At 67.3% G+C, this 19,370-nt stretch carries 17 protein-coding genes; 10 read left to right on the top strand and 7 right to left on the bottom strand.

Going from position 1 to position 19,370, the window contains the following annotated elements; all coding sequences use genetic code 11:
- Both AC1DOX_RS02000 and AC1DOX_RS01995 read left to right on the top strand, forming a co-directional pair.
- Positions 1-345 carry a cupin domain-containing protein gene (locus AC1DOX_RS02000; RefSeq protein WP_441617610.1) on the top strand — a complete coding sequence of 115 codons (345 nt, stop codon included), beginning with the start codon at positions 1-3 and terminating at the stop codon, positions 343-345.
- 128 nt (positions 346-473) lie between these two features.
- On the top strand, positions 474-2,048 hold the full coding sequence (locus AC1DOX_RS01995; protein ID WP_441617608.1) for an ABC transporter permease/substrate-binding protein: 1,575 nt from the start codon (positions 474-476) through the stop codon (positions 2,046-2,048).
- A 74-nt stretch (positions 2,049-2,122) separates the two neighbouring features.
- Here the strand turns inward: AC1DOX_RS01995 and AC1DOX_RS01990 are convergent, their stop codons facing one another.
- Positions 2,123-3,553: an aminotransferase-like domain-containing protein gene (locus tag AC1DOX_RS01990; protein WP_441617606.1), complete on the bottom strand. Its 1,431-nt coding sequence runs from the start codon at positions 3,551-3,553 to the stop codon at positions 2,123-2,125.
- A gap of 211 nt (positions 3,554-3,764) precedes the next feature.
- On the opposite strand from AC1DOX_RS01990, the gene AC1DOX_RS01985 reads away from it, so the two are divergent.
- The 3 genes from AC1DOX_RS01985 to AC1DOX_RS01975 all read left to right on the top strand — a co-directional run bounded on the left by AC1DOX_RS01985 (position 3,765) and on the right by AC1DOX_RS01975 (position 7,180).
- Complete coding sequence (locus AC1DOX_RS01985) at positions 3,765-3,950, top strand: DUF2970 domain-containing protein (protein WP_092138242.1); 186 nt, start codon at positions 3,765-3,767, stop codon at positions 3,948-3,950.
- A gap of 81 nt (positions 3,951-4,031) precedes the next feature.
- The gene (locus tag AC1DOX_RS01980) at positions 4,032-5,345 is read left to right on the top strand and encodes a c-type cytochrome (RefSeq protein ID WP_441617604.1); all 1,314 of its coding nucleotides are present in this window, start codon (positions 4,032-4,034) and stop codon (positions 5,343-5,345) included.
- Entirely contained in the window at positions 5,342-7,180 is a 1,839-nt protein-coding gene (locus AC1DOX_RS01975) for a flavin monoamine oxidase family protein (protein WP_441617602.1), read from the top strand. The genes AC1DOX_RS01980 and AC1DOX_RS01975 overlap by 4 nt, the downstream gene beginning before the upstream one ends.
- A gap of 11 nt (positions 7,181-7,191) precedes the next feature.
- On the opposite strand, the gene AC1DOX_RS01970 is transcribed toward AC1DOX_RS01975, so the two are convergent.
- Entirely contained in the window at positions 7,192-8,172 is a 981-nt protein-coding gene (locus tag AC1DOX_RS01970) for a glutathione S-transferase family protein (RefSeq protein WP_441617600.1), read from the bottom strand.
- A 101-nt stretch (positions 8,173-8,273) separates the two neighbouring features.
- Between AC1DOX_RS01970 and AC1DOX_RS01965 the strand changes: the two genes are divergently transcribed.
- Positions 8,274-9,191 (top strand): LysR family transcriptional regulator, encoded by a 918-nt coding sequence (locus tag AC1DOX_RS01965; protein WP_441617598.1) that lies wholly within the window; start codon positions 8,274-8,276, stop codon positions 9,189-9,191.
- 62 nt (positions 9,192-9,253) lie between these two features.
- On the opposite strand, the gene AC1DOX_RS01960 is transcribed toward AC1DOX_RS01965, so the two are convergent.
- Together AC1DOX_RS01960 and AC1DOX_RS01955 are read right to left on the bottom strand one after the other, a co-directional pair.
- Positions 9,254-9,694 carry a MarR family winged helix-turn-helix transcriptional regulator gene (locus AC1DOX_RS01960; protein ID WP_092137919.1) on the bottom strand — a complete coding sequence of 147 codons (441 nt, stop codon included), beginning with the start codon at positions 9,692-9,694 and terminating at the stop codon, positions 9,254-9,256.
- 473 nt (positions 9,695-10,167) lie between these two features.
- On the bottom strand, positions 10,168-10,707 hold the full coding sequence (locus tag AC1DOX_RS01955) for a carboxymuconolactone decarboxylase family protein (RefSeq protein WP_441617594.1): 540 nt from the start codon (positions 10,705-10,707) through the stop codon (positions 10,168-10,170).
- 169 nt (positions 10,708-10,876) lie between these two features.
- Between AC1DOX_RS01955 and AC1DOX_RS01950 the strand changes: the two genes are divergently transcribed.
- The 3 genes from AC1DOX_RS01950 to AC1DOX_RS01940 all read left to right on the top strand — a co-directional run bounded on the left by AC1DOX_RS01950 (position 10,877) and on the right by AC1DOX_RS01940 (position 13,779).
- Positions 10,877-11,854: an AraC family transcriptional regulator gene (locus tag AC1DOX_RS01950; protein ID WP_441617592.1), complete on the top strand. Its 978-nt coding sequence runs from the start codon at positions 10,877-10,879 to the stop codon at positions 11,852-11,854.
- A 171-nt stretch (positions 11,855-12,025) separates the two neighbouring features.
- Entirely contained in the window at positions 12,026-12,925 is a 900-nt protein-coding gene (gene ku, locus AC1DOX_RS01945; RefSeq protein ID WP_441617590.1) for a non-homologous end joining protein Ku, read from the top strand.
- 23 nt (positions 12,926-12,948) lie between these two features.
- Positions 12,949-13,779: a tetratricopeptide repeat protein gene (locus tag AC1DOX_RS01940; protein ID WP_441617588.1), complete on the top strand. Its 831-nt coding sequence runs from the start codon at positions 12,949-12,951 to the stop codon at positions 13,777-13,779.
- A 24-nt stretch (positions 13,780-13,803) separates the two neighbouring features.
- On the opposite strand, the gene AC1DOX_RS01935 is transcribed toward AC1DOX_RS01940, so the two are convergent.
- The 3 genes from AC1DOX_RS01935 to AC1DOX_RS01925 all read right to left on the bottom strand — a co-directional run bounded on the left by AC1DOX_RS01935 (position 13,804) and on the right by AC1DOX_RS01925 (position 18,009).
- Positions 13,804-15,141 carry an Nramp family divalent metal transporter gene (locus tag AC1DOX_RS01935; protein WP_441617586.1) on the bottom strand — a complete coding sequence of 446 codons (1,338 nt, stop codon included), beginning with the start codon at positions 15,139-15,141 and terminating at the stop codon, positions 13,804-13,806.
- Between the two features lie 135 nt (positions 15,142-15,276).
- Entirely contained in the window at positions 15,277-17,532 is a 2,256-nt protein-coding gene (locus AC1DOX_RS01930) for a xanthine dehydrogenase family protein molybdopterin-binding subunit (RefSeq protein WP_441617584.1), read from the bottom strand.
- A gap of 3 nt (positions 17,533-17,535) precedes the next feature.
- A complete protein-coding gene (locus tag AC1DOX_RS01925) occupies positions 17,536-18,009 on the bottom strand; it encodes a (2Fe-2S)-binding protein (RefSeq protein ID WP_092137912.1) in 474 nt (157 codons plus the stop codon).
- Positions 18,010-18,308: 299 nt separating this feature from the next.
- Here AC1DOX_RS01925 and AC1DOX_RS01920 point away from each other — a divergent pair, with 299 nt between their 5' ends.
- Positions 18,309-19,367, top strand: a complete 1,059-nt coding sequence (locus tag AC1DOX_RS01920; RefSeq protein ID WP_441617582.1) for a tripartite tricarboxylate transporter substrate binding protein — start codon at positions 18,309-18,311, stop codon at positions 19,365-19,367.
- Positions 19,368-19,370: the final 3 nt, after the last annotated feature.

Here is a 19,370-nt window from a genome sequence, read left to right as displayed (position 1 = left end):
ATGGCGACCTCCCACGGCAACCTCCTGCACGATGTACCGTCCGGCGCGCCGGACGAGGTCTTCACGGCGCTGCTGCAACGGCAGGCCGCCGGCGAGGTGACGATCGAGCGCATCGTCTCCAATGGCCAGTCCAGTCCGCCCGGATTCTGGTACGACAATCCGCAGGACGAATGGGTGCTCGTGGTCGCCGGCAGCGGGGCCGTGGAGACCGATGCCGGCGCCATGCACAAGATGGTGCCGGGGGACTGGCTCCATTTGCCCGCGCATTGCCGGCATCGCGTCGCCTGGACCGATCCGGCGCAGCCAACCGTCTGGCTGGCCGTGCATTTCACGGCGAAACCCTAGGCGCGGCAGGCGCTGGGCGGGGGATCCCCTTATGATGGCGGGAAATCCCGATGCGAGATCCCCGCTTGCCATTGCTTCCGCAGCGTTTCCGAATCTCCGTACCGCGCCTCCGGCGGCCATGCCCGCCAATGCCGGCGGCGTGGCTGGTGGCGCTGTTGTTGGCGCTCACCGGGCATGCCGCGCAGGCGGACACGCTGCGCGTCGGCTCCAAGCGCTTCACCGAGTCCTACATCCTGGGCGAAATCCTCACCCAAACGGCATCCGCCGCCCACGGCGAAGCCCGGCACCTGCAAGGGCTGGGCAACACGGCGATCGTCTTTGAAGCGATCAAGGCCGGAAGCATCGACCTCTATCCCGATTACACCGGCACGCTGGCCAGCGAGATCCTGAAACTGCCGCTCGGCGCCACGCTCGCCCAGATCAACCTGGCGCTGGCGCCGATGGGGCTGGCCGTCGCTATCCCACTGGGGTTCGAGAACACCTACGCGATTGCGGTGTCCGAGGCGCGTGGCCGCGACGTTGCCACGCTCTCCGATCTGGCCCGGCATCCCGCGATGCGGCTGGGGCTGTCGCACGAATTTCTTGGTCGAGTGGACGGCTGGCCCGGACTCGCGCGGCGCTATGGCTTGCCGCAGCGACCGGCAGGCATTGATCACGGCATTGCCTACGAGGCGCTGGCGCAGGGGCAGATCGATGCAACTGACATCTATTCCACCGACGCCAAGATCCGCAGGTTCCATCTCCGCGTGCTGGAGGACAACCTGCATTTCTTCCCGCGCTATGACGCGGTGGTGGTCTACCGGCTCGATGTGCCACGGCGTTACCCGGCGATGTGGCAAGCGTTGGAGGGCCTCGCGGGCAAGATTCGCGTGGCGGACATGATCGACATGAACGCAGCGGCGGAGATCGATGGCCAGTCTTTTGTCGCCGTGGCGCGCCAATTCCTGGCCGGCAATCCGCAAGGCAACCCGAATGCCATGTCGAATGCCAACCCGGGCGCCAACCCGGGTGCCAGCGCGAATACGGAGTCGAAGGGCGCCAATGCGCAGGCGATCCCGGCGGACGCGCGACGCGGCGGCCTTGCCGCCACGCTATTCAGCGCGGACACATGGCGACTGACGGTTCGCCATGTCGCGCTGGTGGTGGGGGCGGTGGGCGTGGCGACGCTGATTGGTGTGCCGCTGGGCATCGTCGCGGCGCGGCGGCGCCGGCTCGGGCAGGTTGTGCTGGCTACCGTCAGCGTGCTGCAGACGGTCCCGTCGCTGGCGCTGCTGGCGATGTTGATACCGTTGCTGGGTCGTATCGGCGTCTGGCCGGCGATGGTCGCGCTGTTTCTCTATGCGCTGCTGCCGATCGTTCGCAACACATGCACGGGCCTGCAACAGGTGTCGGGCGGGATGCGCGATGCGGCGCGGGCGTTGGGATTCCGGTCGATGCAGGTGCTCCGGTATGTCGAAGTCCCGCTGGCGATGCCGATCGTCCTGGCCGGCATCAAGACGGCCGCCATTATCAGCGTGGGCACGGCGACGATTGCCGCCTTCGTGGGGGCCGGTGGATTCGGCGAACGCATCGCCACGGGACTGGCGCTGAATGATTCCACGCAATTGCTGGCCGGGGCGATTCCCGCCGCCGTGCTGGCGTTGGTGGTGCAGGCAGGCTTCGGCCTGCTGGAGATGTTCTGGGGCCGCGAGCGGCACGCCTGACCGCGCCCGATCGTGCCGCATGCACGCCCGCATGCCGTGATGACCGTGGGTGCCGGCCTCAGGCCCGCGCGTCATTACCGTCGCGCCGCCGCGACTGACTGCGCGCGTGCCAGCGCCCCCAGCGTGGCCACCGCCGCTTCGGCGCGTGCATCCCATGCGTGGCCGTAGTTCAGCCGGATGCAATTCCGGTATCCCTGCCGTGCGGAGAAGATCGGACCGGGTGCGATGGCGATGCCTTCCGCCAGCGCCGCGCGATGCAGCGCCAGCGCGTCAAAGCCGCTGGCGAATTCGACCCACAGGAAGTAGCCACCGTCCGGCCGCGAGACGCGTACCTCGTCCGGAAAATGCTGGCCGATGGCGGTGATCATTTGCCCCTGCCGCGTCTCCAGCACATGCCGCAGGCGGCGCAGATGCTTGTCGTAGCTGCCGTGTTGCAGATACTCGGCCAGCGCGACCTGCGTCGGCACACCGGCTGACAGCGTAGTCATCAGCTTCAGGTGGCGAATGGCCTCGCCAAACCGGCCCGGCGCCACCCAGCCGATGCGGAAACCCGGCGAAAGCGTCTTGGAGAACGAGCTGCAGTGCATGACCAGCCCGTCGGTATCGAACGCCTTGGCCGGCAAGGGGCAGCGATCGCCAAAGTACAGCTCGCCATACACGTCGTCCTCGATCAGCGGCACCTGGTGCCGGGTCAGCAGGGCCACCAATGCCTGCTTCTTGTCCTCCGGCATGCTGGCGCCAGTCGGGTTGTGGAACTGCGTCATGAACCAGCACGCCTTGATCGGATGCCGCCCGATTGCGGCTTCCAGGGTGTCGAGGTCTACGCCGTCGACCGGATCAACGGGGATTTCCACGGCCTTGAGCTTCAACCGTTCCAGCGCCTGGAGCGCGGCGTAGAAGCCTGGCGACTCGATGGCCACCACGTCGCCCGGCTGGGTGACCGCCATCAGGCAAAGGTTCAGCGCTTCCAGGGCGCCGTTGGTAACGATGATGTCGTCGGTGGGCTGCGGCGCACCGGCGCCGAGGTAACGCAGGCCGATCTGCTGGCGCAGTACCGGGTTGCCGGGTGGCAGGTCGTTGACGGAATACCACGGGTCCAGATCCCGGCCGGCGCGGGCGAGCGACTTGCCCAGGCGATTCCACGGGAACAGTTCGGGTGAGGGGAAGGCGGAGCCGAACTGCACCAGTTCGCGGTCCCGCGCGCCCTCCAGCACGGCGAAAACCAGTCGGGAGATATCCACCTCCGTGGACACCTTTTGCGATGGGCGCGCCTTGGGCGGGGGCAGCGTACGGCCGGTCGGGCCTGCCACGTAGTAGCCGGACCGCTCGCGGGCGCGCACCAGGCCGCGTTCTTCCAGCCGGTAGTAGGCCTGGAAGGCCGTGGAAGGGCTCACGCCATACTGGGCCACGGTCTTGCGGATCGACGGCATCCGCGTGCCGGCTGGCAGGCTGCCGTTGCGAATGTCTTGCGCCAGGGTTTCGGCCAGGGCTTCGTATCGTTTCATGTGGGGGCGTTCGGGGGCGTTCCGGGTCGTCGGGGGCGGACAACTGATACGCAGAATTATTGCAGATCATGTGCCGATCCGATAACTCTGGGTCGATTTTCCGGGCTTCTGATCCGTATGAATCGCGCAAGGCTGATTCTGTTCCCTCACGGTGCATCGCGGCATGATTGCGATATCTGCCGAAAGGCATGGCCATGACGGGAGCTCGCACGTGCATCCACTCAGACTGATTGCCACTGTCCTCTGGGGCTTCTTCGGCCTGCGCAAGGGGCAGGCGTACGAACAAGACCTCCAGAACGTGCGGCCGGTGCCGCTGATCCTGACCGGAATCGGCATGGCGGCGGGGCTGGTCGGATGCCTGGTATTGCTGGCACACTGGGCTGTCTCGCACGGCTGAGCTACGCTCATTCCGTGACCCGTGATTACTGAAGCGCCTTGCCCCGACGGCCAACCTGACGCCAACCCTCACGCCCTCCTCATGCGCCCCTACGGCCGGTGGCTGTCAGCCGCCATCCTTGTCTTGACCAGCGCCGGCGCGCACGCGGCGGCGTCCGCGCCGGCAGACCAGATCGCACGTGGCCGGTATCTGGCGAGCATCGCCAACTGCGCCGCCTGCCATACACGCGAGGGCGGGGCGCCGATGGCGGGCGGGCTGGCCCTGCGCACCGGCGTCGGCACGGTCTATTCGACCAATATCACGCCGGATGCGGAGACCGGGCTCGGCAAGTATTCCCTCGACGATTTCGACCGCGCGGTGCGCCATGGCATGGCGCGCGACGGCAAGCGGCTGTATCCGGCCATGCCGTATACCTCATACGCGAAGATGTCGCGGGACGACGTCGCTGCGCTGTATGCCTATCTGCGTGCCGATGTGAAACCGGTCCGCCAGACCAACACGGATGCCGACATGCGCTGGCCGTACAGCATGCGCTGGCTGCTGGTGCCGTGGAACTGGCTGAATCTCTCCGATCGCCCGGTGCGGACGGATGCGGCGAAAGGCGCGGCGTGGAACCGTGGCGCGTATGTGGTGCAGGCGGTGGCGCATTGCGGCGCCTGCCATACGCCGCGCGGCATGCTGCACGGGGAAAAAGGCACCGACGAACGCAGCGGGCATTTTCTGGCGGGAGCGTCCGTGGAGGGCTGGTCGGCCACCAACCTGACCGGCGACCAGATCACCGGCCTGGGGGCATGGTCGAAGGCGGAGATCGCCGAATACCTGCGGACCGGACGCAATGCCCATGCCACGTCATTCGGCCCGATGTCGACGGTCGTGGCTTCCTCCACGCAACACATGGCGCCCGATGACCTGGACGCCGTGGCGACCTACCTCAAATCCTTGCCCGGCGCCCGGGGTGAAGCCCAGCCGTTCCGCTACGACCCGACGATGACGGCGCAACTGGAGGCCGGCAGGTTCGACACCGCCGGATCTCGCCAGTACGCCACGTTCTGCATGCCTTGCCATCACGCCAGCGGCAAGGGCTTTGCACGCGTTTTCCCGCCGCTGGCTGGCAATCCGACGGTGGCCGACCCGGACCCGGCATCGCTGATCAACCTGCTGCTGGACGGCGCGGTAACCGCGCGTGTCAACACGGCGCCCACGGACTACCACATGCCGGGTTACGGCTGGACGATGGAAGACCAGGAGATTGCCAACGTGCTGACCTTCATCCGCAGCAACTGGGGCAATCGCGCCAAGCCGGTTTCGGAAGGCACGGTCGCCGCGCGCCGGCAGGCACTGGGTACGCGTGCGCCCGAGTCGGCCAACGCCAACAAGCCGCTCTCATCCCCATGACCATCACTCGCAGAGACTTCCTGAACGGGAGCGCGCTGGCCATCGCCGCAGGCATGACGCCCGCCGGGCTGCTCCGGGCCGCACAAGCCGCGGCGCCGGTCTATCCGCCGGCGCTGACTGGGCTGCGTGGCAATCATGCCGGCACGTTTACGCTGGCGCACAGTCTTGCGCGTGAGGGCGCGAAGTATCCGACGGTCCTGGCCCGGGAGTCCTATGACCTCGTGGTCGTGGGGGGCGGCATCAGCGGGCTGGCGGCGGCCTGGTTCTACCGGCGCAAGTTCGGTGCCGACCGGCGAATCCTGATTCTCGATAATCACGATGACTTCGGCGGGCACGCCAAGCGCAACGAGTTCACGGTCCGGGGCCGCACGCTGGTGACCTATGGCGGCAGCGCCGAGATGCCGCCTTCCGCCACCGACAATGCAGCGATGCGCGAGATGCTGTCGGGTCTCGGCCTGACGCCGCCGATTCCGGCGCAGACCCGCCCCGGCGACGGCTACGTCCGGCGCGGGCTGGGCAGGGCGGTATTCCTCGATGCGGAGCATTTCGGGCGCGATCAGTGGCTGTCCGGCGACCCGTTGGCCGACTGGATCGATGCCAGCAATACCGGGGCGCCGACGTCTTCCGATGGATTGGCGCGTTTCCTGGATGCCGCGCCGCTACCGGCCGCGGACCGCCAGGCCCTGATACGGCTGGCGCAGGCACAGGTCGACTATCTGTCCGGCATGCCGCCCGAGAACCGGTCGGCTTACCTGCGGACCACGCGTTACGCCACGTTCCTGCGCGACAAGGCCGGCGTGGGCCTGGCCGGTGTGCGTTTCCTGCGCAGCCGCAGCCAGGATGCCTATGCGCTCGATGCCGATGGTATTTCCGTGGCGCAGGCGATCGCCATCGGCCTGCCTGCCGGGGCGAACATGCCAGCGCCGGCGGTGGATCCGCGCCTTGGCAAGTCGCCGGCTTCGCGCCTGTGGTTTCCGGACGGCAATGCCTCGCTGGCACGCGCCCTCGTCAACAGCCTCGTGCCCGGCGCGGCGTCGGGGCGAGCGGGCGAAGGCGCAAATGCTCGTTTCGACTACGGCCGGCTGGATGTCAACGGCAGTCGCGTGCGCATCCGGCTCAACAGCACCGCGCTTGCCATCGAGCCCGATGTACGGCTCACCCGCGTCACCTACGGCTGGCAGGGCAATCTGCAGCGGGTGGAAACCCAGCACGTGGTGGTGGCCGGCTACAACATGATGGTGCCGTTCATCCTGCCGACGCTGCCGGACGCCGTGAAGGCGACGCTACGGTCCTGCGTTAAGGCGCCCGTCGTCTACACCAAGGTGGCGCTCGATCACTGGCGCGCGTTCGATGCGCTCAAGACCTGGCGCATTCACGCGCCAACCATGGCCTATTCCGATCTGTGGCTCGAGGCGGCCGGCGATCCCGGCGACCCGGTCGTCCTGCACATGCTTTACGTGCCGACCGTGCCGGACAGCGGGATGAGTGCACGCGAGCGCTTCCGCGCCGGACGGGCGTTCCTGCTGGGGACGCCATTCGATGCGCTGGAGCACGAGATCCGCGCGCAACTGGATCGCATGCTCGCGCCGGGTGGCTTTTCCTCGGCAGCGACGATTCGCGGGATCACGGTGAACCGCTGGGCGCACGGCTACAGCTACATGCCGGGCAGTCTCTCGCCCGATGACGCCACGCTGCAGGCCGCACTGGAGCAGGCCGGACGCGGCGTGGGCAGTATCCGCATTGCCGGCGCCGATACGGCGGGGAGTCCGTCGGTCACGGGCGCGGTGGAGCAGGCCTCGCGTGCGGTGTCATCGTTGACCGCTCCCGCAGCGTAGCGACGCCACAGTCAGGCCAGCCGTGCGCGATCATGCGGGGCCATGAAGTCCTGAATCGGTCCCACCGGCACGATGCCCGCCGGATTCAGCGTGAGATGGCTTTCGTAGTAGTGCCGTTTGACGTGTTCCAGGTTGACCGTCGGCGCCACGCCGGGCCACTGGTAGATATCGCGCACGTAGCCGGACAGGTTCGGATAATCGGCAATCCTGCGGATATTGCATTTGAAGTGGCCCACATACACCGCATCAAAGCGGATCAGCGTGGTGAACAGGCGGATATCGGCTTCGGTCAGCGCGTTGCCGACCAGAAAGCGGCGCGTCGCCAGATGGTTTTCCAGCCAGTCCAGCGTATCGAACAGGGGGGCGACCGCTTCCTCGTACGCCGTCTGCGAGGTGGCGAATCCCGCCTTGTACACCCCGTTGTTGACGTTGTCGTAGATGCGGGGATTGATCGCATCGATCTCCACGCGCAATGCCTCCGGGTAGTAGTCGCCGGGGGCGGCGCCCACGCCGTCGAATGCACTGTTGAACATCCGGATGATCTCGGACGATTCGTTGTTGACGATGGTCTGGCGTTGCTTGTCCCAGAGCACCGGCACCGTGACGCGGCCCGTGTAGTCCGGCGCCGCCGCCGTGTAGACCTGATGCAGCACGCGTGCGCCGTTGACCGTGTCGGACGCGACACCCGGCCCATCGGCAAATGTCCAGCCTTCCGCGCGCATCAGCCAGTGCACCACCGACACGCCGATCATGTCCTCCAGCCCTTTCAGCTTGCGCAGGATCAGCGTCCGGTGCGCCCACGGGCAGGCCAGGCTGACGTAGAGGTGGTAGCGGCCCGGCTCGGCGCGGAATCCGCCGGTGCCGCTCGGGCCCGGCGCGCCGTCGGCCGTTACCCAGTTGCGGAACGCGGCGTCCTTGCGGACAAAGCGGCCGCCGGTGGAGGCCGTGTCATACCACTTGTCCTGCCAGTGGCCGTTGACCAGAAGTCCCATGATGCATCCTTGGCGATGTGAAATCAGATAGCGCCAGTGTGGACGATCCGCGACCGCCTGCCGTACGATTCTGCTGACCAAGACATTCGACAGGATTGAACATGTTGAGCGAGGACGAACTGGCGTTGCTGGAAGCCATCCGGGAGAGCGGCAGTTTGTCCCGGGCGGCCGCGCGGCTGGGCAAGGCGCCGTCGACGGTATCCCACGCCGCCCGTCAACTGGAATCGCGCTTCGATGCCTTGCTGTTCGATCGGCGCCGCTACCGGCTCCAGCTCACGCCGGCGGGCCGGCTGCTGGCGCAGGAGGCGGCGCGCCTCATGGTGGATGTGTCGCGCATGACGCAGCGCGTGCGCCAGATCGCGAGCGGCTGGGAAGACCGGCTCTGGATCGTGTCCGACGAATTGCTGGAATTCGAGCTGCTGTTGCCCGTTATCCGCACCTTCGATGGCCTGAAATCGGGCGTCGCGCTGCGTCTCACGACGGAAGTGCTCGGCGGCACCTGGGAAGCGCTGCGCGACGGTCGCGCCGACCTGGTGATCGGCGCAACCAACGAACCGCCCGGCATGCCCGATCTGCGCTGGGCCGAACTGGGGGTGATGGAGTGGGTATTCGCGGTGTCGCCGCGCCATCCGCTGGCGGCGGTCAAGACGCCGCTGACGCGCGATCAGATCGCCGAACATCGCGCCGTGGTCGTGGCGGACACCTCGCGCCAGACGGCGGCACGCGGCTATGGCGTGGTAGGCGGGCAGGCCGCGCTGGCAGTACCCAGCATGCGCGCCAAGATCCTGGCGCAGCGCGAAGGACTGGGCGTCGGCTGGCTGCCACGGCAGCGGGTGGCCGGATTGATGGCCAAGGGCGAGCTTGTGGAAAAGAAGACGGTGGATCCGCGCGAGCCCAATGTGCTCTATCTGGGCTGGCGGGGGGACAACGATGGCCGGGCCCTGCAATGGTGGCTCGATCAACTCAGCCAGCCGAGACTGGCCAAGCGCCTGGTCCAGGGTGCCGAGGTGCGCTTCTGACAACGCCAGTCGCGGCGATGGCAAAAAAAAAGCCACCGGTGACGGCGGCGGTGCGGTGCCTCTTAGCGCGTTGAGACGAATTTCTGCAGGAGCCGGCGGAATTCCAGGAATTCCGCTTCGGAAAACTCCTTCAGCCGCTGATTCAGCACTTCCGGCGCAATTTCGGGGATCTGGGCAGCGACGGCCTTGCCTTTTTCGGTCAGCGTCAGATTGACCACCCGGCGGTCATCGATGCTGCGGCTGCGCTCGAGGAGGCCTTTTTCCTCAAGCTTGTCGAGCATGCGGGTCATCAGGCCGCTGTCGATCCCGAGCAGCTTGCTGATCTCGAACGGTGTGCTCGCCACGCCTCGTGTCAGGGAGAGCAGGATACCCATCTGCTGACCGTTGATGTCGAGCGGGCGCAGCGCCGAATCCATTTCCATCAGCAGGCTGTTGCGTGCCTTGTTGAGATGGAAGCCGATGCTCTGTGTGAGCTGAAAGTTGTCTCGTGTGTAGTGCTTCACTGCCGTTTCCTTGTGTTGCACTGAAAACTATTTGATAAGTCAGAAAGTGTCAAGACGCCTTCGGCGTCCTGTCACCCGAATCACTTTGACGGAGCCGTTTGGCGGAGCCGCTTTCGTCCCGCCCGTCGCGCTCGTCGCGCAACATCATCCGCAACGCCCCGGACTCCCACGGTGAATCCACTGCTCATCCATCGTCCTGCATCTGGCTCGGACGATCTTCGGACACCAGTCTGGCAAATTCTGCGCAGATTGAGAATTCAATTTTGTTGTTTGTCGATGTAGAAGGAATGCATTGCAAAGACTAAAACTGCCGCGCAGTACGAAATCCGGCCGGTATGGTAGAAATAATCGAGCATTCCAATGCAAATCGACGCCGCGCGCCGGTCAGGGCGCTGCAGCGTCGGCAACGGGTTGCAGTTTTCGTGATCGCCGGAACGTCAGAACGTGGCGGTGTAGCGCTCCGGTGCGCGACCTCAGTTGACCGCAGGGAAGTCCAGCGTCGTGTCGTTGACGCGGTTGATCATGTTCGTGAACAGGATCGCGCTGATCGCCTGGACGGCCTCGACAACCTGGCGGTCCGTGTAGCCGGCCGCCTTCAGGCCATCCACGCTGCTGGCCGGCAGCGTACCCCGCGTAGTCACCAGTTCCACGGCGAAACGCGTCAATGCATCGATCTTTGCGTCTTCCGGATAGTTACCCTGGCGCAGCTGGCGGGTCTGCTCGGTGGTATAGCCAGCCCCCTTGGCCATCAGCGTATGGGCCGCCAGACAATAGTCACACTCGGTGGCCTGGCTCACGGACAGGTTGATGGCTTCGAGTTCGCGTGCCGACAGTGTGCCGCTCTTCAGCACCTGGCCGGTTTGCAGCGCCTGGGCCAGTACGGCGGGGGCGTTGCTGCCGATGGTTGCGTAGGCGTTCGGTACCTTGCCGACGGCCTTGCGGATGGCGCCGAACAGCTCGGCGGTCTGGCCGGTGGCGTCTTCGATGGCGATGGTGTGCAGGCGGGTGGTCATGATCGTATCTCCTTGGGGGTTCCGGTTAGCGGATTCGCCGGTGAGTGTGTGGCGCTTCCTTGGACTCAATGGTAGGTGTGGAGGCGATACGTATTGACTAGAATAGGTTCACGTTTTTGCTTATTCGTCTCAACTCTATTTCCACGCAAGGGTGGCTCATGGATAGCGTATGGACAGCCTGAGTGAACTGGTCCGCCTGCTGGCGCCGTCAGGCACCGTGGATCTGCATTGCCGCGTGGCTGGCGCGTGGTCGGCGTTCAATGCGCAGGCCGCGCCGGGCCACATCCCGTATCACGTCGTTCTGGACGGGCAAGCCGAAGTCACCGTGGGCAAGGATCGGCTGCGGGTGTCGGCAGGAGACGTGCTGCTGTTTCCGCACGGTGCGGCCCATACGCTGACCGGGCGACATGCGAGCAAGCGGCGCATCACGGAATCGCGCCATTTCAATGGCGTGGTGACGGAAGTCACCGTTCCTGGCGCGGCCGCGCCGCTGGACATCCTGTGTGGCACCTTCGTGCTAGGCAGCGCCGCAGACATCCTCCTGCGCACGCTGCCGGAGGTGCTCTGCATTCCGACGACCGATCCGGACCCGTCCGCAGCAGGCAGCGATGGCAGCGATGGCAACGATGGCGGCTGGTTGCGCGGGTTGATCGGCATGATGCACGCGGAGACGGACCGTCCACGGCCCGGCGGGGCGGCGATCGTCGCGGATCTGTCCACCACGTTGTTTACCGTGCTGTTGCGCACGTTGATCGCGCGCGGTGGCGTGGCGCACAGCCTGATCGCACTGATGGCCGACGCACGCATGGCGCGCGCGGTCGAAGCCGTGGTGCGAGCGCCGGAGGCGCCGTGGACGGTCGACAGTCTGGCCGAGATCTGCAATGTCTCGCGTGCCACGCTGGCGCGGCGCTTTGCCCAGCTCGGCGGCATCACGCCACTGGAGCTGGTGACCACGCTGCGCATGGAACGCGCTGCGCGGCTGCTGCGCCAGGACGGGCTGTCAGCCGCCGCAGTCGGCGAGCAATGCGGCTATGCCTCGCAAGCGGCGTTCGGTCGCGTCTTCACACAGCATTTCGGGATCGGCCCCGGCGCGTACCGGCGGCAACATCGGGCGCAACGCGCGGGCGGGGCGCTGGCCAGCGCATGATGCTTGCCGGCGGTTGGCAATGGCGTGCCCTGTCAGTCCGAGTCGCTCAATCGCCACTGCACGCCTGCTGGCGCGGCCCCTCCGGCACTTGCGCTGTTGGCGGCTGGAACTGACCGGGCGTGGCGGACTAGACTGGCCAGAATGACAGGTGCTTCACCGGAGGTATGCGCCATGGCCGCACGTTCCATCGCCTCGCTATCCATCAGCTTCGGGCTCGTTTCCATCCCGGTGAAGGTTTACTCGGCCACCGAGAGCAAGTCCGCGATCAGCTTCAACCTGTTGCACAAGGGCTGCGGATCGCGGCTGCGCCAGCAGTACATCTGCCTGAAGGAAGACGTGGTCGTGGAACGGTCCGAGATGGTCAAGGGCTACGAGTTCGACAAGGACCGCTACGTGACCTTCGACCCGGAGGAACTCAAGGCGCTGGAAGAGGCGGCCGAGCAGACCATCGACATCGTGTCCTTCATGCCGGCCGGTGCCATCGATCCCATTTACTACGACAAGGCCTACTACCTGGGGCCGGACAAGCGCGGCGCCAAGCCCTACAACTTGCTGTCGGAGGCCATGCGCAAGACGAAGACCTGCGCGCTGGCCAAGTGGTCGTGGAAGGGCAAGCAGTACATGGTGCAGATCCGCGTGGGCGACGACGGCCTGATCCTGCAGCAACTGCTCTATGCGGACGAGGTGCGCGACATGGCGGACCTGCACGTGGAACGCACGGACGTGCTACCGGCCGAACTGGCGCTGGCGCAGCAGCTGATCGAGCAGAACTCGGTGAAGGGGTACGACGCGTCGGCCTACACGGACGAGGAGAAGCAGCGGATCCTGGCGCAGATCGACAAGAAGATCGCCGGCAAGAAGATCACCGTGGCCGCTGAAGCCCCGCCGGCAACAGGCGGCGAGGTGATCGACCTGATGGAGGCGCTGCGCAAGAGCATCGGCGCCAACAAGCGGCAGCCGGCAGCCGGCAAGACCGCCGCCAAGGCCACGGCGGAGCCCGCGCCACGCAAGACCGCCAAGCGGGCGGCGGCGACGGTGGCCGAGGCGCCCCGGCGCGCGGCGCGCAAATAGCAGGCAAGGGGACTGGCGCGACAATGGAAGCCTATTCCATGCGGGATGTTCAGGCGCTGCTTGGCATCCCGCGTACCGTGGTGACCGCGATGATCGCGGCGGGCGTCATCGCCCCCCGGCGCGGCACGCGGCATGAGTACCGGTTTTCGTTCCAGGACATCGTGCTGCTGCGGACGGCGCAGTCATTGCGAGAGTCCCGCATTCCCACGCGTCATATCACGCGGTCGCTCAGGCGCTTGCAGGGACTGGGCGAGGGGCGTCCGCCGACTGGCCTGCGCGTGACCGCCGTCGGTGGCGACGTCACAGTCCACGACCGGCAGGGGCGCTGGCATGTCGATACCGGGCAGTTCGTGCTGGACCTGGACGCGGCCGGCAGCGATGAGGCGGCGGGCAGTGGTGCCGTCGTCGATCTGCGCCGGCCACGCAAGCAGGCGCCGCCGGATGACCCCGTCACGTGGTTCGACCACGCCGTGTCGCTGGAACCGACCGACCCGGCCGGCGCGGTGGCGGCTTACCAGCGCGCGGTGACGGCTGCGCCCGACTACCTCGATGCGTGGATGAATCTGGGCTGCCTGTTGTGCGAACAGGGACGATTCGACGAGGCCGTGACGCGCTACCGCGTGGCGCTGGAACACCTGCCGACGCAGCCCATGCTGCATTTCAACCTTGGCGTCGCACTGGAGGATGCAGGCGCCAGGCGCGAGGCGCTGGCGAGCTACCACGCGTGCATCGACCTCGCCCCGGACTTTGCCGATGCGCACTACAACGCCGCGCGGCTGCACGAGGAACTGGGCGACCCCCATCGCGCCATCCGTCACTACAACCAGTACCGCAAGCTTGAGCCGGTGGTGTAGACGCGCTGGCGGAGATGCCCGCCCTCAGGCCATCGCGCCTTGCCAGAGCAGCGCGCCGTTCAGCAGCACGATCAGGCCGGCGGATGCCCAGGCCAGTGCCAGCGCCACCCCGCGCACGCGCCATTCGCCCATCAGGCCGCGATCGGCGCCAAAGCGGATCAGCGGCACCACGGCCAGCGGCAGCGACAAGCTCAACACCACCTGGCTGGCCACCAGCAACTGGGCCGACCCATGTTCGCCGAACAGCCAGACCGCCAGCAGTGCCGGCACGATGGCCAGCCCGCGTGTCAGCAGTGCGCGGCGCACGCGCGACATCTTCAGGTTCAGGAAGCCTTCCATCACCGCCTGGCCGGCGAGCGTGCCCGTCAGCGTGGAATTCAGTCCGCAGGCCAGCAACGCCACGGCGAACATCAGGCTGGCCAGGTCCGAGTGCAGCAGCGGGGCCAGCAGGCGATGGGCATCGGCCAGGTCGCTGACCTCGGTGATGCCGTTGGCGTGGAAGACGGCGGCGGCCACGATCAGCAGCGCCGCGTTGATCAGGAAAGCAAAACCCAGCGAGCCGAAGGTGTCGAGATTGACGCCGCGCAGCGTTTGCACCATGGCCCGGCGACGCGTGCCGGCGCTGCCTTGCCGGGGCGCGTGGCGGCGCACCAGCGACGAGTGCAGGTAAAGGTTGTGCGGCATCACCGTGGCGCCGACGATGCCTGCCGCCAGCCACACCATGCCGGCATTCCGCACCAGTTCCGGGGAGGGCGCGAAGCCGCCGGCCACGGCGGCCCAGTCGGGCTGGGCCATCGCCAGTTGCGCGACAAAGCACAGCGCCACCAGCAGGATCAGCCCGGCCACCATCGCTTCCATCGTGCGCTGCCCGTGGCGCTGGACGGCCAGCATCGCCACGGTGGCGACGGCCGACATCAGCACGCCGACCCACAGGTTCACATGGAGTAGCAGTTGCAGCGCCACGGCACTGCCGACGACCTCCGCGACATCGCAGGCGATGATCGCGATCTCGCTGGCGATCCAGAGTGCCACCACGGTGCGCCGCGAAAACCGTTCGCGGCTCAGTTGCGCGAGGTCGCGCCCGGTGACCACGCCCAGGCGCGCGGCGATCCACTGGAGCAGGATCGCCACCAGGCTGGCGGTGGCGACGACAACCAGCAGGCTGTAGCCGTACTTGGCTCCGCCGGAGATGGCGGTCGCCCAGTTGCCCGGGTCCATGTAACCCACGGCCACCAGCGCGCCGGCGCCCAGGAAGGCGGCGCGCGAACGCGGGACGCGTGCCGCCGGCGTATCGGCTATGGTGGCGCCGACGGTGGCGGGCGAGGCAGCGGGCAGGGTGGCGGTGTCGAGGGTCGGGGGCATGGTCGGGCGCGCACAAATGTCTCGTACAGGTGGCAAGGCTGGCAAAGCCACCTATGCGAAGCATTGTGGGCGCGCCCGCCCATGATTCCCAATTGGATATCGCTAATACCCCGATAAGCGATGTCCGCGGGCCGCTCAGGCCGTCGCGCGCCCCTTTGCCGGTGCGGCCTTCAGCCCGGCCAGCAGCTTGGGTGGCAGGAACGGCACCGAGCGCAGGCGCACGCCCGTGGCGGCGAAGACCGCGTTGGAGATCGCAGCCGGGATCGTCGCCGGCGCCATTTCCCCGGCGCCCCAGGGTGGCGCCTCGGGGCGGTCGATCAGGCTGACCGTGATCCGGGGCACGTCGGGAAAGCGCAGGATCGGATAGCTGGCCCAGTCAAGCGACGTCACGCGATGCGCATCGAACTGCAATTCCTCCAGCAGCACGCGACTGATGGTCTGGACGATGCCGCCTTCGATCTGGTTGCGCGTGCCGTCCGGGTTGATGATCTGCCCGCAGTCATGGCTGCACCAGACGTCGGTCACGCGGATATGGCCATCCTTCTTGTTGACGGCCACTTCCAGCACGGTGGCCACGTAAGTCCGGTCGTTGTCGTAGCGGACGAATGCCAGACCACGGCCGCGCACCACATCGCGCGGGTCGCCCTTGCGGCGTATCGCGCGGGCGGTCTTCGCATTCCAGCCGGCCAGCCTGGCCACGTCCTCCAGCACGGCGCGGGCGCGCGGATCGGGCAGGTAATCCAGCCGCCATTGCAGCGGGTCCGCACCGGCCGCGGCGGCCAGTTCGTCGAAGAAGGCTTCGTTGGCAAAGGCGTTCTGCAGGCGGCCCGGCGAGCGCAGGTGCGCCGTGCGGAATGCGCTGTCGGTCAGCTTGTGAACCTTGGTGCTGACGTTGGGCAAGGTGTAGAGGATGTCCGCGTTCTTCTGGATATTGCCGGTAACGTAGGAGGCGCGCGGAATGCCGGACGTGATCGTTGCCAGCAGCGGAAATTCCTCGATGGTGCCTTTCTGCGCCGCCACGTAGAAGTCCGACTTCCAGGCCAGCGGACGGTGCTGCGCGTCCAGGCCGCCCTCGAGGTCGACGGCGGTGGGCGGGCTCTTGGGGTCCCAGCCGTGCTCGTCGGCGCGCATCCATTGCACACGCACCGGCGCGCCGGCCAGTTGCGAGACCAGCGCAGCGTCGGCCGAGCAATCCTCGTGGCCATTGCGGCCATAGCAGCCGGCGCCGTCCAGATAGATCAGCCGGACGCTCGCCTTGTCGAGGCCAAGCGTGACGGCGATCTCCCCCTGCAGCGAGTGGGTGGACTGCGCGGCCGACCAGATCGTGCACTGGCCGTCGTGGAAGTCCGCCACGGCGCAGGCGGGTCCGATCGACCCGTGCGTATGCGGCGGAAATTCGTAGGTCGCCTTGAGCCGCTTGCTGGCGCCGGCCAGCGCCGCGGCGGTGTCGCCCTTGTCGGCGGCGGTTTCCACCTTGTTCACCGGCAACCCGCGCCAGTAGGTGTACATCTGATCCTGCGGAGGGAAGTGCGGTTGATCGTCCCACTGCACCTTCAGCAGGTGCGCGGCCTTGACCGCGCCCCATTCGCTCGGGCTCAGCACGGCCAGGAAGTCCTGCTTGCGGACGATGCGCACGCCGGGCAGGTCGCGGATCGAGTTCTCGTCGACGCTGACCAGCCGCGCGCCGGGTCCGGCCGGGCGGATGACCCGCGCATGCAGCATGCCGGGCAGTTTGAAGTCTTGCATGAAGGTGAACTGGCCGGTGACCTTGCCGGGGATATCGACGCGCGCCACGGTCTTGCCGACCAGCTTGCGGTCCGCCGGCGCCTTCAGCGGCACCTTGGGGTCCAGCGCCACCTCCAGTGGCTTGCCGGCGACGAGTTCGCCATAGCCGATGTGGCGATCCCCGGCACGCGTGGCGATGACGCCGTCGATGACGGTCAACGCGTCCGCCGTGACGGCCCACTGCGCCGCGACGCGCGACACCAGCGCCTGTCGCGCGCTGGCGGCCGCCCGTCGCAGCGTACCGCCGCCATCCTGGATCGTCAGGCTGCCGGCAGTCTGGCCCTGGTCCAGCGTCAGCAGCGTGTCGCCCATGATCATGTCGACGTTGCCGAATGGCACGTCGAGTTCCTCGGCCACCATCTGCGCCAGGGCCGTGCGGGCGCCCGTGCCCAGGTCCACCTTGCCGCTATACACCGTCACGCGGCCGTCCGGCGCGATCGCCAGCCAGGCGTCGACCTGGCCCTTCACCGTGGACGCCTTCGTCACGGTCTGTCCGGCGGCATCGACGGCGGTCAGCCCCCGGGCACTGGCAGGGGCCAGCAGCCCCGGCAGCGTGAACGACACCACCAACCCGCCTGAACCCTTGAGAAAAGTGCGGCGATCCATGGCTCAGGCCTCCTTCACCGGCGTGCCGGCGGCACGTTGCACGGCCTTGATGATCCGGGTGTGCGTGCCACAGCGGCACAGGTTGCCGGCCAGCGCGTCGCGAATCTGCGTTTCCGTGGGCTTCGCCGTCTGGGACAGCAGCCCCACCGACGTCATCACCATGCCGTTGATGCAGTAGCCGCATTGCGCCGCCTGTTCGGCGATGAAGGCGGCCTGCACGGGATGCGGGTGCTCGGGCGTGCCGAGTCCTTCCAGCGTGGTGACCTTGGCGTCGCCGACGGACGACACGGGCAGCACGCATGACCGCGTGGCCGCGCCGTTAAACAACACGGTGCAGGCGCCGCACTGGCCGAGCCCGCAACCGAATTTCGGGCCGTGCAGGCCAAGGTCGTCGCGCAGGACGTAGAGCAGGGGGGTATCGCTATCGACGTCGACGGTCCGGGTCTGGCCGTTGACCTGCAATGTGTAGGCCGGCATGGTGCTCCTCTGTTTGTCTTGTGATTGTCAGGGTGCTGGGGACATACGCGCGCGCCCGGCACGGCAGCGGCATAGCGGCATGGCGGAAATGCCCATGCGGCGGCGCGGGCGCGAGGCGCAACAGGTAATCTAGGCGACGCACGGCACGCCGGACAGCCGTGGCCGCGCATCATTTCCACGGCATGGAAATCGATGCTTCTGGCCGGTGGATTTCTTCCTACACTGTGCGGATTCAATAACAGCCGGACCCCGATTGCGACAAGGCAACGGGCGTACCGGAGACTGCCGGAGACTTCCGCATGACCCGTTTTGCCCTCCCGCCCATCGATCCGACGGCACCGACGTCACCGACAGAGTCGACGGCATCGACAGGAGGCCCCGTGGATGCCCGCCGGCGCGTGCTGCTCAAGGCGGCGCCCGCCGCGCTGGCCGCCGGCTGGCTGCCATCGGCCCGCGCGGCCACGTACCCCGACAAGCCTTTGCGGCTGGTCGTGCCGTTCGCGGCTGGCGGCCCGGTCGATGCGATTGCGCGGCTGCTGTCGCGCCAGATGGGCGGCAGCCTGGGTCAGCCCGTCGTCGTGGAAAACCGGCCGGGCGCCGGGGGCGTGATCGGATTGGGACAGGTCACCAGCGCGCCGGCGGACGGCTACACGATGGTGCTGTCGTCGATCCAGCTCGTCACCAACCCCGCGCTGATGCCGTCCGTGCCCTACGTGGCGGACAAGGACTTCGCGCCGGTGACGGTCGTCGGCTTTATTCCCCACGTGCTGGTGGTGCGCGCCGACGCGCCCGCCAGGACACTGCAGGAACTGGTGGCGCAGGCGAAGCGCGCGGGCGGGTCGATGAGCTATGGCTCCTCGGGGCCCGGCACCTCCGCGCACCTGGCCGGCGCGCTATTTGCGGACCGTGCCGGCATCCAGGTCGTGCACGCGCCGTATCGCGGGGCTTCGCCCGCCGTCACGGACCTGCTGGGCGGCCAGATTCACTTCATGTTCCTCGACACGCCCACGGCGCTGCCTTACCTGCGAGCGGGCAAGCTGCGTGCGCTGGCCGTGGCGCCGGCCAGCGGGGCGAAGGTGTTGCCCGACGTGCCGACGGTGGCCGCATGCGGCTATCCCGGCTTCGATATCCACGCGTGGTACGGCATGCTGGTGCGCGCTGGGACGCCGGCACCGGTGCAGCAACGGCTCTACGACGAGATCCGCGCCGCGCTGCAAAGTCCCGCCGGCGTGCAATACCTGCACGAGCAGGGCATCGATCCCGGCGGCATGCCCCCGGCGGAGTTCGGCGCGCTGATCCGCAAGGATCTGGCGAGCTGGCAAGACGTCGTCCACCGCCTCCACATCACCCTCTCGTAATTT

Source organism: Cupriavidus sp. 01L415 (genome assembly GCF_056400065.1).
The sequence above is the reverse complement of the archived record's forward strand: the minus strand, read 5'-3'. Positions and strand labels throughout refer to the sequence as shown.